12 protein-coding genes and 1 riboswitch are annotated in these 17,033 nt (G+C 61.5%); of the genes, 3 read left to right on the forward strand and 9 right to left on the reverse strand.

Translation table 11 applies throughout. The features are described from left to right. Positions 1-55: 55 nt before the first annotated feature. From ccsB to alr, 9 genes are all read right to left on the reverse strand, one after another. On the reverse strand, positions 56-910 hold the full coding sequence (gene ccsB / locus PPRO_RS12770; protein ID WP_011736445.1) for a c-type cytochrome biogenesis protein CcsB: 855 nt from the start codon (positions 908-910) through the stop codon (positions 56-58). Between the two features lie 17 nt (positions 911-927). Beyond that, on the reverse strand, positions 928-2,292 hold the full coding sequence (resB, locus tag PPRO_RS12775) for a cytochrome c biogenesis protein ResB (RefSeq protein ID WP_011736446.1): 1,365 nt from the start codon (positions 2,290-2,292) through the stop codon (positions 928-930). A 225-nt stretch (positions 2,293-2,517) separates the two neighbouring features. Next, the gene (gene purE / locus PPRO_RS12780) at positions 2,518-3,039 is read right to left on the reverse strand and encodes a 5-(carboxyamino)imidazole ribonucleotide mutase (RefSeq protein WP_011736447.1); all 522 of its coding nucleotides are present in this window, start codon (positions 3,037-3,039) and stop codon (positions 2,518-2,520) included. A gap of 154 nt (positions 3,040-3,193) precedes the next feature. Further along, the gene (locus PPRO_RS21895) at positions 3,194-5,221 is read right to left on the reverse strand and encodes a methyl-accepting chemotaxis protein (RefSeq protein ID WP_011736448.1); all 2,028 of its coding nucleotides are present in this window, start codon (positions 5,219-5,221) and stop codon (positions 3,194-3,196) included. A gap of 212 nt (positions 5,222-5,433) precedes the next feature. Further along, entirely contained in the window at positions 5,434-6,705 is a 1,272-nt protein-coding gene (gene purD / locus PPRO_RS12790) for a phosphoribosylamine--glycine ligase (protein WP_011736449.1), read from the reverse strand. Positions 6,706-6,905: 200 nt separating this feature from the next. Continuing rightward, a complete protein-coding gene (purH, locus tag PPRO_RS12795) occupies positions 6,906-8,471 on the reverse strand; it encodes a bifunctional phosphoribosylaminoimidazolecarboxamide formyltransferase/IMP cyclohydrolase (RefSeq protein WP_011736450.1) in 1,566 nt (521 codons plus the stop codon). Positions 8,472-8,673: 202 nt separating this feature from the next. Beyond that, on the reverse strand, positions 8,674-9,924 hold the full coding sequence (locus PPRO_RS12800) for an ASKHA domain-containing protein (RefSeq protein WP_011736451.1): 1,251 nt from the start codon (positions 9,922-9,924) through the stop codon (positions 8,674-8,676). Between the two features lie 74 nt (positions 9,925-9,998). Then, a complete protein-coding gene (locus PPRO_RS21685; RefSeq protein WP_269634974.1) occupies positions 9,999-10,127 on the reverse strand; it encodes a hypothetical protein in 129 nt (42 codons plus the stop codon). Positions 10,128-10,146: 19 nt separating this feature from the next. Then, the gene (alr, locus tag PPRO_RS12805) at positions 10,147-11,280 is read right to left on the reverse strand and encodes an alanine racemase (protein ID WP_041532315.1); all 1,134 of its coding nucleotides are present in this window, start codon (positions 11,278-11,280) and stop codon (positions 10,147-10,149) included. Positions 11,281-11,485: 205 nt separating this feature from the next. Continuing rightward, positions 11,486-11,590, forward strand: a riboswitch (TPP riboswitch). 77 nt (positions 11,591-11,667) lie between these two features. Here alr and thiD point away from each other — a divergent pair. The 3 genes from thiD (at position 11,668) to PPRO_RS19605 (ending at position 16,956) form a co-directional block, all read left to right on the forward strand. After that, entirely contained in the window at positions 11,668-13,152 is a 1,485-nt protein-coding gene (gene thiD / locus PPRO_RS12810) for a bifunctional hydroxymethylpyrimidine kinase/phosphomethylpyrimidine kinase (RefSeq protein ID WP_011736453.1), read from the forward strand. A gap of 144 nt (positions 13,153-13,296) precedes the next feature. Then, positions 13,297-14,595: a phosphomethylpyrimidine synthase ThiC gene (gene thiC / locus PPRO_RS12815; protein ID WP_011736454.1), complete on the forward strand. Its 1,299-nt coding sequence runs from the start codon at positions 13,297-13,299 to the stop codon at positions 14,593-14,595. Positions 14,596-14,970: 375 nt separating this feature from the next. Further along, positions 14,971-16,956: a hybrid sensor histidine kinase/response regulator gene (locus tag PPRO_RS19605; RefSeq protein ID WP_011736456.1), complete on the forward strand. Its 1,986-nt coding sequence runs from the start codon at positions 14,971-14,973 to the stop codon at positions 16,954-16,956. Positions 16,957-17,033 lie beyond the last annotated feature (77 nt).

Genomic DNA, 17,033 nt, shown 5'->3' on the forward strand with positions numbered 1-17,033 from the left:
TGGTCAATTGGTCGTCTGCTGGTGCGTCGTAGCGCCTTCACAGGGTGTTGTGTATTCAGTTCGCTCCATAGCTGTGCAGGCCGGAGAGGAACAGGTTAACCCCCAGGTAGCAGAATAGGGTGGCGCAGAAACCGACAATGGAAAGCCAGGCAGCCCGCTTGCCGACCCACCCCTTGGTGAAACGGGCATGCAGAAAGGCGGCATAAATAAACCAGACTATCAGCGACCAGGTCTCCTTGGGGTCCCAGCTCCAGTAGGTGCCCCAGGCATAGTTGGCCCAGGCGGCGCCGGTTATGATGCCAATGGTGAGCAGCGGGAAGCCGATCATGATGGCCCGGTAGTTCAAGTCGTCCAGTACACGGGTGGGAGGAAAGAGCCCCATCAGGCCGCCGGCCGTCACATCCAGAGACGAGCTCATTTCATGGCGCGCCTTGAGCAGGTACATGCAGGACACACCGCACGCCACGGCAAAGGCGGCATAGCCGAGGAAGCAGGTGATCACGTGATAGAGGAGCCAGTTGCTCTGCAACGCGGGGACCAGCGGCTCGATGCTGCTGTTGAGCCCCAACTGGGCCCAGGCCATGGCAAGCAGCGCAAAGGGAACCACGAAAGCGCCGATGACGCGGTGGCGGTACTTCAGATCGATGAACAGGTAGATCAGGATGATGGTCCAGGAGAAGAAGACCACCGATTCGTAGAGATTGGAAAGCGGGGCATGTCCATAACCGATGTCGTAGGACTCTTTCCAGCGCAGGGCGATGGCAACGGTCTGGACCCCCAGGCCGGCGTAGGCCAGCAGGCTCCCGGCCAGGCCGACGCCGCTGTTCCTGGTGGCCAGATAGACGAAGAACACAACCATGGATACCATATAGGCAAGCGTTGTCAGGTTGAAACAGAGCGAACTGGTCATGGGCTGTCGATCCTCCCTCAGATATTCAGGTGCTTCAGCTTTCCAGCCAGATCATCGAACTGCTGGGCAAATGCCGCCTGGTTCTTGCTGGCGTTGCCGTACATGCAGGCGCCTCCCTTGGAGACGACGATCCAGACCCGCTTGTGGGACATGAAAAAAGCGAAAAAGAGACCGACAACCATCAACCCGCATCCCAGCCAGACGAACCAGACGCCAGGGTCCTTCGTCACCTGCAGCCCGGTGTACATGCGGGCATTGCTCCCCTCGTAACCGAATATCAGCTCATCGCCACGCTGGGCATTGATCTCGGGATGATTCCTGAACACCTCGAACACACGCGGCGTCCCGCCCCGGCTCGTCACCTCGATCCTTGCCGCGGGTCCGTTCAGCTCCGGAATAAATTGCCGCACCTCCTGGGTGGTTTCCAGGAGTTTCAGGGATGTTCCATCACCCAGGGAAACCGTCTCCCCCTCGTGGAGGGTCAGGCGCCTGCTTCCCGTCCCGCTCCGCGGGGTGAGCGTAAGGTAGTGCTCGCCCCCCTCGTCGGCCTGGCCGTAGCTGGACTGGTAGAAGGTAAATCCCTTGTAGGTCAGGGGATCGTTGACAATCACCCGTGCATGGGTGTAGGCGGGAACCGCCACACCGTTTTCCAGCACCGTCAGAATGCTCTTGAACTCCTTCGGAGCACCGGAGTCGTAGGTTGACACGGTAAACTGATCGCAGCGCAGGGTGAAGCCGAGCTGGGTCTCCCTGCCGTTGCGGGACATGAACGTGCCGACGCTCTCCCCCTCGACGATGTTCACGAAGCCCTTGTCACCGAACAGCGACCCGATGATGGCGCCCGCGAAGATCACCAGGATGCTGGCATGGACGACATAGACCCCCAGTCGGCTCCAGGCATTCTTCTGGGCAAACAGGTGGCAGCTTCCCCCCTGCTCGGTCAGTGTCGAGGTGGCAAACTGCTCCCCCAGGAAATCGGCCAGCCGTTTGCGGGCCACATCCGGCGGCGTGGAAAACGCCACCTGCAGTTTCAGGGAAAGGCCGGCAGCCAGTGAGTCGTCCAGAACCAGGGCCGGCTGGCTGATAAACCTGAAGACGTGGGGCAGGCGCCTGATGGAGCAGCAGATCAGGTTCAGGCTGAAGACGTACAGAAGAGCGATGAACCACCAGGAGTGGTACATGTCGAAGAAGCCGAGACGGGAATAGACCTGCAGCTTGAGTGGGCTGATCCGCGCCACGTATTCCGGGGGAACCAGCCCCTGGGGAAGTACGGTCCCAATAATGGAGGTCAGGGCAAGGGAGATGAGCAGAAAAAGCGTCAGTTTGAGCGAGCAGAAAAAGTCCCACAGGGACTCGATCGGATTGCGTCGGGAAGGTGCCAAAAGTATCTCCTGCTGTCCGTTATGACGATCATGGTCACAGCCTGAACGAAGTCGGGATGATAGACCAATTCATCCTAAAGGTGTAGATTTTTTTGCTCGTGCGGTTACAAGGCAGCGCCCCACTAAAAAGGGATAACAAGCTGAATTGTTATCCCTTTCGCTGTATCGCCCGTTCCCGGTAGGGGTCACTGCTTGTCATATGCAGTGCAGCTGGTCGGCCCCTTCTCAGTGCGCTTCGTCAACCGCCCTGAGAGCCTGCAGATCGGCGTCACGTCGTTCAACGTCCAGGGCCATCTCCCGGCGGTAATCCCGCAGAGCCTGAGCCAGACGCTCGTCAGAGAGGGCCAGTATCTGTACGGCCAGGACACCGGCGTTCTTCGCCCCGGCCTTGCCGATGGCCATGGTTGCCACCGGAATGCCACCCGGCATCTGTACCGTGGAGTACAATGCATCGACGCCGCTCAGGGCGCCTCCCCCCACCGGAACCCCGATCACCGGCAGGATCGTCTCGGACGCGATCACACCGGCCAGATGGGCGGCCATGCCGGCCCCGGCGATGATAACCTTGACTCCCCGTTCGCCGGCCTCAGCGGCCAGCTTTGCCGTCTTGACGGGAGAACGGTGAGCCGACGAGACCCTCATCTCGCAGGGAACATCGAACTGCCCCAAAAGGTCCGCCGCCTCCTGCATTACCGGCAGATCCGAATTACTCCCCATGATAATCAGAACCTGTGGATTGACATGCATACTCTCTCCTCCCCTCTTTCCATGCGGCATAGAAAAACGTTCTCTCAGGATTCGGCAATCAAAACCATGGTCAGCCCCGACCGCCGGACACCGTCTCTCGGAAGCAGCCGGCAGAACTTAAAACGGCAGGAGCTTCGCACTCCTCCCGTCAGATTCAGGCGTGAGCGGCCGTTGTCAGATTCTTCAGTGTGTCGGCCACCCCTTTTGTGTGGCCGGCCGTCTCGGTCGTGCGCGCGCTGGACTCCTCGATGACGGCCAAAAGCGACGAGAGGCGGCCCACATCGCTGGACTGGGATTCGATCTCGTTGGCAACCGCGCTGATCTCGGAAGCCAGGTGGGAGATATTGCTGCCGATCTCCATGGCACTGGTGCGGGACTTTTCAGCCAGCTTGCGCACCTCGTCGGCAACCACCGCGAAACCACGGCCGCTGTCCCCGGCACGGGCCGCCTCGATGGCCGCGTTCAAAGCCAGGAGGTTGGTCTGGTCGGCAATCTGCTGGATGATTTCCACCACGCTCTGGATGCGGCTGCTGGCATCGGCCAGACCCCGCGCACTGGTGGCTGAGGCAGTGGCTTTGCCGGTCAGGCCGGTGACATTTTCACCCACCTGGTGGATCGCCTGAACCTGCTGCTCGATGTGGGAGGCCAGGTCATCCACGGAGCCGTACAGGTCATTGGCGCACGCCTCCAGCTGGCAGGCCATGGCGTCCTGCTGGGCGTTGGCCTCGTTCAGGGCCTGGCCCAGGTCGTTCAGGCCGGTGAACAGCTGGGCCATGGCCGGCTCCAAGCCGGATGCGTCCAAACGGCTCTCGAAGTGCTGTCCCCGGAAGTCGTTGATCTGTTTCATCATGACCTGGGACAGGCCGCTCAGCTTGGAAACCTGTCGCCGCAGGAAGAAGGCCTTGAATTCACCGTAATGGGCGACGAAGTTGTCCACGTACTCGTCCCGGAACGCTGTACCGGCCGGCACCCGGAAGAAGAAGATGGCGGTCAGGGTCTGATTCAGGTTCAGCCCAAGGATTTCGCCGAAGGTGGAAAAGCCGGCCACCGCTCCTTCCGGCATGACCCGCCCCATTTCGGAGAGTTCGCGCTCGTTGTTCAGCCGGCGCAGGATGCAGTCGTTGAGAATGCCGGCCACCGGGTTCCCCGGCTTTCCCTGCATGAAGCGGCTGAAGTCCTTCTGCGTGTTACTGACCAGCCCTGTCCTGCGTACCAGCAGCAGTTCCTCGCCCGAGGCGATATCACAGAAGAAATGCACCCTGTTATTGGCAATGTCCAGCTTGGAGATGGAGCGCACGAACAGCTCCTTGCCAACCATGATGGCAAAGGAGTACCCGGCCAACTGGGCCTCAAGGTTGGCGGGAGAACACTTCAGGGCAGTGCAGAGCGCCTCCACAAGGGAGCTGATGTGCCCCTGGCGGTCAACCACCTGAGTCACGTAACGCTGCTCCACCGACGCGGAGAGAACGTTGAAGCTGCTGCCGGCAGGCTCGAAATTCTGGCTCTTCAGGACCCCGAAACGCACGCCTGGCGCCATCTTGACAAAGGCGACCAGGGCATGGTTCTCCAGCTTGCGCTTGCCGTCATGCAGCCAGGTAGTGCGGAAATCAAAGGTGCCACCGGCCGATCCCCCCACGAACAGGCAGGGAAAACGGCCCGATTCGTACAGTGCTTCCATGAAGAAGGATTCTGAGGCGGAGAGTCCGTCGAAGAGCACGTAGGCCAGTGTATTGCGGTAGTCGATCTCCATGTCCACCTTGAGCCCGGCGATGGAGGCGGAAATGCGTTCCACGCGGTCCTTGAGGGACATTTCAACGTTGCCGCGGCGCAGGTCTTCGCACGCCAGGGGAACGCTGACCACCTGGGCGGACGCTATGAGGGACGCGTCGAAGCAGTGCACCACCACCCGATCCCAGCGATTGCCGGTGGAGCAGTACAGCCGCCCGGCGTCGGCGTGCAGCTCGCCGGCGGTACTGCAGATCATCATGGGCACGCCGGGAAAGCGGGAGGTCAAATCCCTGGCAACCCGGTCGATGTCGATGTGGGGTGAGACGTAGGCGCTGACGAACGTGGGAGAGATACGAATCTTGGCCACATCGCCCGCCAGAGCAGAGCCGCTGCTCTGGAGAGCGATAACACCCGAACCGGCGAGCTGCTTCTTTCCAAAACCCAGAAAACCCATGGCAATCTCCTTATTTCGAGCGACAGCTACCGTCCGACAACGCCGTGCACACCCTTCTAGCATGCGCAGCAGACATTTTCATGGCAGCATGTCCCTGTTGTACCGGACATTGCCCGGTTATGTCCCAATCAGAGTATCGTACTTTTCCACCGTGCGCAGCTTTTTTTCAAGTAGGGATCATTTTTTAATGAACAGGCAATACCTTTCCCGAATCAGCGTCCTATGGCCTTCCTGCCGATATCCGTGCGGAACTGCACACCGGGCCAGGAGATGACGCTGGCCGCCTGATAGGCTCGGGCAATGGCCTGTTCAACCGTATCATCCATGGCGGTGACCCCCAGTACCCGTCCGCCGTTGGTCACGCAGCGCCCCCCATCCTGGGCGGTTCCGGCGTGGAAGACGTACACGTCGTCCAGTTTCGCGGCATCTGCCAGGCCGCTGATGGCGTCCCCCTTGCGATACTCGCCCGGGTAGCCTTCGGCCGCCATGACGACGCAGACCGCTGCCCGGTCATGCCACTCAATGTCCATGCCGGAGATATCACCCGAGGCGGCAGCCAAAAGCAGCGGCACGATATCCGACTTCATGCGCATCAAGAGCGGCTGGCACTCCGGGTCGCCGAAACGGGCGTTGAACTCCAGGGTCTTGACCTTGCCGTCCTTGACCATCAGGCCGGCGTAGAGCACGCCGCGGTAGGGACGCCCTTCGGCCGCCATGCCGTCCACCGTGGGGCGCAGCACGTCACGCATGGCTATCTCGTGGATTTCCCGCGTCACCACCGGTGCCGGGGAATAGGCGCCCATGCCGCCGGTGTTCGGTCCCTGGTCGCCGTCGAAAATCGCCTTGTGATCCTGGGCGCTGGCCAGGGGGATGATGTTTTTGCCATCGGTAATGGCCAGGAACGAGGCCTCCTCTCCGGTGAGAAACTCCTCGATCACCACGCGGGAGCCGGCGCTGCCGAAGGCGTTGCCGCTGAGCATGTCTGTGACGGTGTCCACCGCCTCCTGGCGGGTCTGGGCGATGATGACCCCCTTGCCGGCAGCCAGGCCGTCGGCCTTGATGACGATGGGCAGGCCGGTACGGTCGATGAACGCCTCGGCCTCCCCGATGTCGCTGAACACGCCGTAGGCGGCGGTGGGTACGTTGTACTTCCGCATCAGGTCCTTGGAAAAGGCCTTGCTCCCCTCTATCAGCGCCGCCTGCTGATGCGGTCCGAAAATTTTCAGGTCGTGATTCTCGAACGTATCCACGATCCCCAGGGAGAGCGGTTGCTCCGGCCCGACCACGGTCAGGTCGATGCCTTCGTTCCAGGCGAATTCCAGCAACTTGCCCACCTCATCCGCCCGGATGGGGAGATTCTCGGCCAATCCGGCCGTGCCCGGATTTCCCGGGGCGCAGTAGACCTTCTTCACCAGGGGGGACTGGGCGATTTTCCAGACCAGCGCATGTTCGCGGCCGCCGCCGCCGACAACGAGTATTTTCATGGTTTACACCTCGATCAAATTTTCATGTATAAAAACGACCGTTCCCACACAAAGGCTCACAACTCACGAAGAACGGCAAAAAGCAGAGCCTGCCTGGGAAAACGCCATCCGGGTCGATGGTTCAGGACTGGCGAAGCACTGATATCCTTGTGTTCTTCGTGCCTTCGTGTGAGTTCAGATTCGTTTCCAGGTTTATCGTTTCAGTGCCTGAAGTGGCGCATGCCGGTGAAGACCATGGCCATGCCATGCTCGTCCGCCGCGGCAATGACCTCGGCGTCGCGCATGCTGCCGCCCGGCTGGATCACCGCCCGGATGCCGACACTCGCCGCATTGTCTATGCCGTCGCGGAACGGAAAGAAGGCGTCCGAGGCCATGACCGCCCCCTCGACCACGAGTCCGGCATGCTCGGCCTTGATGGCGGCGATGCGCGCCGAATTAACCCGGCTCATCTGGCCAGCGCCCACGCCGATGGTCATGCCATCCCTGCCGTACACGATGGCGTTGGATTTGACGAACTTGGCCACCCGCCAGGAGAACTGGAGATCGATCAGCTCCTCGGGGGTGGGTTGACGTTTGGTGACCACCTGAAGGTTTTTGAACAGTTCCTGATCGGCGCTCTGCACCAAGAGTCCACCGGTGACCCGTTTGAAATCCAGGCGCGGCACGACCGTCTGCGGCCATTCGCCGTACACCAGCAGGCGAACATTTTTCTTGGAGGAGACCACCTGCACCGCCTCCGGCGAGGCGGTGGGCGCAACGATCACCTCCACGAACTGGCGCTCGCAGATCGCCCTGGCGGTCTCCAGGTCCAGTTCCCTGTTGCAGGCAATGATACCGCCAAAGGCAGATTCCGGGTCGGTGGAGTAGGCCCGGTCGTAGGCTTCCAGGAGCGAGGAGCCGATGGCAACGCCGCAGGGGTTGGCATGCTTGACGATGACGCAGGTCGGCCCCTCGGTGAATTGCTTCACGCACTCCAGGGCGGCATCGGTATCGGCGATATTGTTGTAGGAGAGTTCCTTGCCCTGGATCTGGTGGCAGGTGGCAACCGACGCCTCATGCTGATCACGCTCCACGTAGAATGCCGCCGACTGCTGGGGGTTCTCGCCGTAGCGCAGTTCCTGGCTCTTCCTGACCTGGAAGGTGAAGGTAGGGGGAAAGGGGTCCACCCCCTCGCCCAGGCGGGCACCCAGGTAGTTGGAGATGGCGCCGTCATAGGCCGCTGTGTGCTGAAAGGCCTTGACCGCCAGCCCGAAGTTGGTCTTTGCGGACACTTCCCCCCCGTTTTCCCGCATCTCATCCACGATCGTGGCGTAATCCACGCTGTCCACCAGCACGGTAACGTCGGGGTAGTTCTTGGCCGCGGAGCGGAGCATGGTGGGGCCGCCGATATCGATGTTCTCGATGGCATCCACCAGCAGGCAGCCTTCCTTGGCAACGGTGGCCTCGAAGGGATAGAGGTTGACCACCACCATGTCGATGTTCTCGATGCCGAACTCCCGCATCTTGGCCACATGCTCCGGGTTACCGCGCATGCCCAGCAGACCGCCATGCACCTTGGGGTGCAGGGTTTTGACCCGGCCGTCCAGCATCTCGGGGAAGCCGGTGAATTCGGACACATCCTTCACATCCACGCCCGAATCGCGCAGCAGCTTGGCGGTTCCGCCGGTGGAGAGTATCTCAACGCCGTAGCCGGCCAGTACCTTGGAAAACTCGATGATGCCCCGCTTGTTGGAGACGCTGATCAGCGCCCGTTTGATCTTTGCCATGAATTAGATAGCTCCTTCCGGGTAAAAAATATCGTCACTGGTGACTTGGTGAACGGATAACGGCAACGGGTCACCCATCACCATTGAATCCTTCTGTTTTTCATAACTGAATCCGCCACCGGATGCGGCCGTTTGTTCCTCCCCGGCAGTCCGGAGATCCAGCCGTGGGAGACGGAATGGGCGAAGCGGCCCATTGCCACGCTCATGGGACGGAAAACTCCAGGCTGCGCAGGAACAGCCGCTCGAACAGTGGCGTGCCGGACAGTGGCACGACCCGAAAGCGGAGCGCCAGTCGTTCCACGGCTTCAAAGCCATCGGGCCGCATGAGGGACCGTTCCGCACCAGCCAGCGCGCCTTCGGGAGTAAAAACGATAGTATGTACCATGCTTGCGTCGAAAATTCCAACAGTTTTGAGCCATTCGGGACGCACGACAGCGCCGAAGGAGCCGGTCAGCCGCACGCTCGAAAGCCCGGAGGGTGAGATGCCGGCCCGATGAAAGAGCACCTCCAGGCCGGCCCTGATGGCCCCCTTGGCCAGCTGGACCTGGCGGATGTCCGACTGGGTCAAGAGCAGCATCCGTTGGGCATCGCGGTGGATGACAAAAGCGTTTTCACCGTCATGGCTGACAACCCTGCCGGCCAGGTTGGAGGAAATTTCGCTGCTGTCACGCAACCTGCCGCCCGGCTCCAGAATTCCGTGCTGCACGAGCTGGGTGATGGCCTCCAGCACCCCGGATCCGCAGATCCCCAGGGGCAGGACATTCCCGATCACCTCTGTCCTGACCCGGTCATGCTCGATACGCACCGAACTGATGGCACCACTCAGGGCCGCCATGCCGCAGGAGAGGTTGCCCCCCTCGAAGGCCGGCCCGGCGGCGGCCGAGGTGGCCCAGACGGTCTCACCCGCCACCAGCGCCATCTCACCGTTGGTACCCAGGTCCAGGAACAGGGACGGAGCATCGGGCAGGGGCGGCTCATCCCCGGCCCCGAACAGAAAGGCCACCGTATCCCCTCCCACGAAACCGCCCGGCATGGGGAAGACATAGGCTTGGGCACGCCCCGCCCACCCCAGTTCCGCAACAGGAAGCCGCGTGGCAGAGCTGACCTGGGGAAGATAGGGGGGAAAGGCCAGGCGGTTCAGCTCAAGCCCCAGCAGCAGGTGCTGCATTGCCGGGTTGCCGGCAATGGCGACCCGCTCCACCAGATCCCAGGCCACACCGGCATCACCGCAGACCCCTTGGGCCAGACGCAGCAGTTCGGCCCGGATCAGGGCCGTCATCTCCCGACGCGCAGCGGGAGAGGTAACAGCCGCCCCCAGGCGCGACACCACGTCGCTGCCGAAGCTGCGTTGCGGGTTCATGGCGCCCCCCACGGCAAGGCGCTTTCCACTGACCGTATGGATCAGAGAGACGGCAAGCGTGGTGGTGCCCAGGTCGATGGCAACTGCGTACATGGCTTTCACCAAACCTTATAGATGATTCGAACAGCACAAACAGGGGCGCCTCACCGGGGAGAGGCGCGGAGTGATCAATAAAGAGGGGGGTAATGATCGCGGTTGCGCCAACGGCCGGTCAGAGCCATGCCGCAGGCCAGCAACTCCGCCACCAGAGACAGGAGCGAAAGGAAGGAGAGTCCGGGGGGCTGCAGGTTACCCACGCAGCTCGGGCCGTCTCCCTCAGCTCAGATATACCCGCGGCACCCGCTTGCTGATGCCGCAGAAGATCTCGTACGGTATGGTGCCGGCGGCCTCGGCCAGTTCCTCGGCATGAATGCAGTTGCCGGAGTCGTCCGGCCCCATCAGCACCACCGGGTCGCCCACGCTCACCCCTTTGACACCGGTCACGTCCAGCATGATCCAGTCCATGCAGACCGTTCCCGCCACCCGTGCCCGTTCTCCCCGCACCAGCGCCTCTCCCCGGTTGGTGAGAGCGCGCACATAGCCATCGGCATAGCCCACCGGCACGCTGGCGATCAGGGTCCGTCCTCCGGTGGTGAAGCGGCGACCGTAGCTGATGGGGGTGCCCGGCTCCACCCACTTCAACATGGCAATGCGGCTCTTCAGGCGCATGACCGGCCGCAGATCAAGCTGCCCCTGGAAGTCGGGCGACGGCAGGGCGCCGTACAGGGCGATACCGGGCCTGACCAGGTTGCATCCCGGAATATCTCTCAGCAGGCCTGCCGCGCTGTTGGCGATATGGACGTAGCGCGGCGCGAATCCGGCCGAACGGGTCTCAGCCAGGGCCCAGGCAAAACGCTCAGCCTGCAGCCGCGAGAAGTAGCGCCCCGACTCGTTCAGTTCGTCGGCGCTGGCGAAATGGGAGACTACCCCTTCCAGGGAGATGTGCGGCAGGGCGGCCAGCTCGCGCAGGAAGGACGGCACCTCGGCATAGGGGATGCCCAGCCGCCCCATGCCGGTATCCACCTTGAGGTGCAACTGGGCCTTGCGGAAGAGCTTGGCGGCGGCACGGTCCAGAGCACGGGCCTGCTCCAGATTGAAGACGATGGTGGAGATGTTGTAGCCGATGCATTTGCGCTCCTGGCCGGGATAGACACCTCCCAGAAGCAGGATCGGCCTGTCGATGCCGGCCTTGCGTAGCTGGATCGCCTCGGCAAGAAAAGCCACGCCAAAGGCATTCACCCCCAAGCGCTCCAGTTCGCGGCTGATATCCATGAAGCCGTGTCCGTAGGCGTCGGCCTTGACGACCGCCAGCAGTTCCGCCTGTGGGGAAACGGATGATCGGATGAGCTGAAAATTGTGGCGCAGGGCCGAGAGGTCGATCTCGGCAAAGGTTGGACGACTATCGTACAAGAGAGCGAAACTCCTCACAACGGGCAAATAGATCCAGTTCCGCTTATTAGCATGTCTCTTGGCGGCTGTAAAGGGAAACAGCGGGAAAGGAGACAGGTGATCAGGGATCGGAAAAGCCAAGGATTCTTGACTATTGCTGGCCCCACCTCTCCCACCCCTCTCAACCATTGACAGAAAAGGCGAGTTCCAGTATGGTAACAGCGTTGTAAGGCCCTGGGGGAGTTCGACCGAACTGAGATGATTCCGTGGAATCAGACCCTTTGAACCTGATCCGGTTAATTCCGGCGTAGGAAAGCGGCTCGCGTGACGATTCCATGAATCCAGCCGCCTGATTATGTTCCATCAGAGCGGCTTTTTTGTTTCCGGCCAGTAAAAAGGATACAGGCAATGAGCGACTCAGGCAAACCGTTCCGTCTCGTCGTCAACAGGAACACGCATTCCTCGCCCATCACGGGAGTCTATCTGGTTACCGACCAGGACGACGATCTGGTAGAACGGGTGTCGACGGCCCTCAAGGGGGGCGTCTCGGCTCTGCAGTATCGCGCCAAGGGGAAGGAGCGTTGCCACTGCCTCTCCGAGGCCGCCGAACTGAAGCGACTCTGCCGCGACTTCGGGGTGGCCTTCATCGTCAACGACGACATGCTGCTGGCCAAGGTACTGGAGGCGGACGGCGTCCACCTGGGTCAGGACGACGGCAGCGTTGCCCAGGCCCGCGCCCTGCTGGGCCCGGACAGCATCATCGGCAAATCGACCCACGACCTGCGGGAGGCCTTGGAGGCGGAAGCCGAGGGGGCCGACTACATCGGATTCGGTTCCATGTATCCCACCACCAGCAAATCGGTCAGCCACCTGCCGGGGACGACCGGCCTGATGGAGATCCGCGACCGGATCAGGCTCCCCATCGTGGCCATCGGCGGCATCACCCCCGCCAATGCCTGTCGGGTGGTGGATGCTGGCGCCGACGCCCTGGCGGTGATCTCCTCGGTGCTCTCCTCCCCGCGGCCGGACGTGGCTGTGACGGAACTAAAGCTGCTCTTCAACCGCAGGCGCCCCCTGCCCCGCGGCGCGGTGCTGACGGTGGCCGGCAGCGATTCCGGCGGCGGCGCGGGCATCCAGGCCGACATCAAGACCATCACCCTGTTGGGGAGTTATGCCGCCAGCGTGCTCACCGCCCTGACCGCCCAGAACACCCGCGGTGTTTCATCCATCCACGGCCTGCCCCCCTCCTTCGTCATGGATCAGCTGGACAGCGTGCTGGCGGACATCCCCATCGACGTGATAAAGACCGGGATGCTGCATACGCCGGCCATCGTCTCGGCCTTGGCGGAACGGCTAGGGGAACGGACCACCCTGCTGCCGCTGGTGATCGACCCGGTCATGATCGCCAAGGGGGGAGCGGCCCTGATGGAGCGCGAGGCGGCCCAGACCTTTCTGGAGCAGTTGATGCCGCTGGCCTACCTGCTCACCCCCAATATCCCCGAGACGGAGCGCCTCCTGGGGAGAACGATCCAGAACGAGGCCGAAACCGAGCAGGCTGCCCGGGACCTGCATGCCCTGGGAGCGGCCAATGTGCTGATCAAGGGGGGGCACATGGGTGGCAGGCTCTCCACCGACATCCTCTTCGACGGCAGAGAATGCCATCACTTCAGCGTCGAGCGGGTATTCACCAGCAACACCCACGGCACCGGCTGCACCTACGCCTCGGCCATAGCCGCATTCCTGGCCCAGGGAGAACCGCTGCGGACGGCCGTGGAACGGGCCAAGCAGTTCATCACCGCAGCGATTCAGCTGGCCCGCCCCCTGGGCAGGGGACACAGCCCGGTCAACCATTTCGCGGCGGCCCAGCAGACCGCAGCGCATCCACTATCCTAGCGTTATTTTTATGTCTGAAAACGGTAGATGGGAGCTGCCGGAGAGAGCGCATCAGGGCTCTTTCGTCGTAATTACCGACGAAATGGAGCGCGAACACAGACAGCTTCCAACTACCAAATCTAGGTTTTATACAACGGAGATCCCATGACCCAGCTTGAATACGCCCGCAGGGGTGTCATAACCGAAAAGATGAAGATAGCGGCCCAATCCGAGGGAGTAGCCCCCGAATTCATCCGCGACGGCATCGCCGCCGGCACCATCGTCATCTGCCACAACATCAAACATCTGAACGGCACGCCACTGCCGGTGGGAACCGGCCTGCGCACCAAGATCAACGCCAATATCGGCTCGTCATCGGATGACACCGACATGCAGAAGGAGTTGGAAAAGGCACGGGTAGCCGTTAAATACGGAGCCGACGCCATCATGGACCTGTCCACCGGCGGGCCGGTGGACGAGATCCGACGCGCCGTCGTGGCCGAGACCAACGCCTGCATCGGCAGCGTGCCGCTCTACCAGGCCGCCCTGGATGCGGTGCGCGTCAAGAAGAAGGCCATCGTCGACATGACCGTGGACGACATCTTCGCCGGCATCATCAAGCATGCCGAGGATGGCGTGGACTTCATCACCGTGCACTGCGGCGTGACCCGCTCCACCGTGGAGAGAATGAAGAACGAGGGACGCATCATGGACGTGGTCTCCCGTGGCGGCGCCTTCACCATCGAGTGGATGGCCTACAACAACCAGGACAACCCGCTGTTTGAACATTTCGACAAACTGCTGGAGATCACCAAAGAGTACGACATGACCCTCTCCCTGGGAGACGGCTTCCGCCCCGGCTGCCTGGCCGATGCCACCGACCGGGCCCAGATCCACGAACTGATCCTGCTGGGAGAACTGACCCAGCGCGCCCAGGCCGCCGGCGTGCAGGTCATGATCGAGGGGCCTGGCCATGTGCCGCTGCAACAGATCCAGGCCAACATACTGCTGCAGAAGCGTCTCTGTCACGGCGCCCCCTTCTACGTGCTGGGACCGCTGGTGACCGACATCGCCCCCGGTTACGACCACATCACCTGCGCCATCGGCGGCGCCATAGCCGCCGCGGCCGGAGCCGACTTCCTCTGCTATGTCACCCCCAGCGAGCACCTGCGCCTGCCTGACGTTCAGGACGTGCGTGACGGCGTGATCGCTTCCCGCATCGCCGCCCACGCCGGCGACATTGCCAAGGGGGTCAAGGGGGCCATGAACAAGGACATCCAGATGGCCAAGTGCAGGAAGAAGCTTGACTGGGAGGGGCAGTACTCCCTGGCCCTGGATCCGGAGCGCGCCCGCACCCTGCGGGAGAGCTCGCCGGTCTCCGATCACGGTGCCTGCACCATGTGCGGCGAGTTCTGCGCCTACAAGGTCATGGACGACGCCATGGCCCGCCAGGCAGCCAGCTAAGGGACAACGGCAGTTTTCCACGCGGCAGGCTTCAGGTTCACGGGGGAGACTCCTGGTACACACCAGGAGTCTCCCCCATTGTACATCCCCCTCCCCTCAGCAGGTTATCCCTGCAGCTATTTCCATCAGCCGCTGGAATTAATCCCGTTTCAGGCTATTCTCTCTCCTGCAAGGCACCCCAGGTTGAGTGCCAACCTTCGTCGCGTCGCTCCTCGCCGCTTGTACGTAATCGTTGATATGAAATCGGCATTGACACAGAATTACCCCCCCGTGCTCCACTGTCAGGTCAGCAGTGGATACGATATGAATACGTTCAGGGCACATGAGTATGCATGACGACAGCAGCGACCCGTGCTCCCCCCAAGAGGTGATTGCATGATATCGGTCTTTATCGTTGATGACAATGGCCAGGGCATGGAGAAGGCGCGGGCCCTGCTTCGTGACCACGGCTATTCGGTTTGCGATTCAGACCCGGAAGCGGATGACGCGATGCGCTTCCAGTTCGCCATGGACCGCGCCTGTATCCAGGTATTCTGGCTTTTCGAGAACGGTCGCCTCGTTTATGTCAACGAAGCGGCCTGCCGCTCTCTGGGGTACGGACACGAGGAACTGGCAGGCATGACCGTGTACGACATCTCCCCCCACTGTACTGTGGAAGAGTATGCGGCGCTCTGGCAGCAGACACGAAAGCAGGGGGTTGATCGGTTTGAAGCAGTGCACCAGACCAGGGATGGCCGCACCTATCCGGTGGAAATCCAGTCGAACTTCGTTGAATTCGAGGGGTGTGAATACTGCTGCTGTTTCGTGACCGACATCAGTGAACGCAAGCGGGCCGAGGAGAAGCTCCTGCTGCACGAGTTCTGCATCGAGAAGGCCTCCATCGGCATTTTTTTGATATCGATGGACGGGAGGATTGCCATGGCCAACGAGTGCGCATGCAGGAGCCTCGGCTATTCCAGCGATGAATTATGTGCCATGACCGTCATTGACATCGATCCGGCCATTACCGTTGAAAAGATACGTGCAATCGTAGAGCAGCTGGAAACCAACGGCTCCGTGACGCACGAAACCGTTCACCGCCACAGGGACGGCACCACCTTTCCGGTGGAGATAACGACCAACAACATCGAATTCCATGGAGCCACATATTCCTACTCCTTTGCCAAGGACATCAGCGGACGGAAACAGGCCGAGGAGAAGCGGAAGCTTCTCGAAACGCAGCTTCACCAGATGCAGAAGCTGGATGCCGTGGGACAACTGGCCGGCGGCATAGCCCACGACTTCAACAACATCCTCACGGCCATCATAGGGTTTGCCGAGGTCATGGACATGCGCATGGAGCAGGGCGCCCCCCTCCGGCACCATGTCAGACAGATCCTGGCTGCGGCGGAGAGGGCCGCAGACCTCACCCAGGGACTGCTGGCGTTCAGTCGCAAGCAGGTGCTGCACGTCAGGTGCCTGGATCTGCGCGAGATCATCGACGGCCTCAAAAAAATGCTGTGCAGGCTGATACCGGAGGACATCGACTTCAGGGTAAAGACCGCGGCAACGGAGATGACCGTCATGGCGGACAGGGGGCAGATCGAACAGGTGCTCATGAACCTGGTGACCAATGCCCGGGACGCCATGCCAGGCGGAGGAGTGCTGACAATCAAGACCGGCACCGGCGTCATCGACGAGGAGTTTGTGAGGACAAACGGTTTCGGGGTTATGGGGAATTACGCCTTGATCAGCGTCACGGACAATGGCTGCGGCATGAATGCGGAGACGCGGGAAAAGGTCTTCGAGCCGTTCTTTACCACCAAGAGGCGCGGCAAGGGGACCGGCCTCGGCCTCTCCATCATCTACGGCATCGTCAAGCAGCATGATGGGTTCATCACCGTCGACAGTTCGCCGGGACAGGGTGCGACCTTCCGCGTCTACCTCCCCCTGGCAGGCAGGGAAAAGGAGGAGACTCGCGAACACCGTCAGACGCCCCTGCCAAAACGGGGAAACGAAACGGTTCTACTGGTGGAAGACGACGAGGTGGTGCGTGAACTAAACCGGGCCGTCCTGGAATATGCTGGGTATACGGTGATCGAAACCATCGACGGCCGGGAGGCCCTGGAGAGGTTCAGGGAGCAGAGTCACCGGATGGACATCCTGGTCAGCGACATCATCATGCCCAACCTGGACGGAAAGGCGCTCTACGACGAGATCATGAAGATCCGGCCTGACATGAAGGTACTCTTCATCAGCGGGTATGCGGAGGACGCCCTTGACGCCAGGGGCCTGTTCGAAAGCGAGCACAACTTCATGCCCAAACCGGTCAAACCGTCGGAGCTCCTGAAAAGGGTGCGGGAGATCCTCGACCACCCCTGACCACCGGCGACAGCGGACAGGGAGCATCCCCTGCCGGGTGCAGAAACAGGAAAGGGGATGCCCCATACAAGGCATCC

It is taken from the genome of Pelobacter propionicus DSM 2379, from assembly GCF_000015045.1.
In the GTDB taxonomy this organism is placed as follows: domain Bacteria; phylum Desulfobacterota; class Desulfuromonadia; order Geobacterales; family Pseudopelobacteraceae; genus Pseudopelobacter; species Pseudopelobacter propionicus.

Coding starts and splice junctions, on each gene's coding strand:
- PPRO_RS21895 (WP_011736448.1), bottom strand. CDS start 5,221: ATGGGTTTTCTGGGTTTTGGAAAGAAGCAGCTCGCCGGTTCGGGTGTT.
- thiC (WP_011736454.1), top strand. CDS start 13,297: ATGACCCAGCTTGAATACGCCCGCAGGGGTGTCATAACCGAAAAGATG.
- purH (WP_011736450.1), bottom strand. CDS start 8,471: ATGGCAAAGATCAAACGGGCGCTGATCAGCGTCTCCAACAAGCGGGGC.
- purE (WP_011736447.1), bottom strand. CDS start 3,039: ATGCATGTCAATCCACAGGTTCTGATTATCATGGGGAGTAATTCGGAT.
- thiD (WP_011736453.1), top strand. CDS start 11,668: ATGAGCGACTCAGGCAAACCGTTCCGTCTCGTCGTCAACAGGAACACG.
- purD (WP_011736449.1), bottom strand. CDS start 6,705: ATGAAAATACTCGTTGTCGGCGGCGGCGGCCGCGAACATGCGCTGGTC.
- PPRO_RS12800 (WP_011736451.1), bottom strand. CDS start 9,924: ATGTACGCAGTTGCCATCGACCTGGGCACCACCACGCTTGCCGTCTCT.
- ccsB (WP_011736445.1), bottom strand. CDS start 910: ATGACCAGTTCGCTCTGTTTCAACCTGACAACGCTTGCCTATATGGTA.
- PPRO_RS19605 (WP_011736456.1), top strand. CDS start 14,971: ATGATATCGGTCTTTATCGTTGATGACAATGGCCAGGGCATGGAGAAG.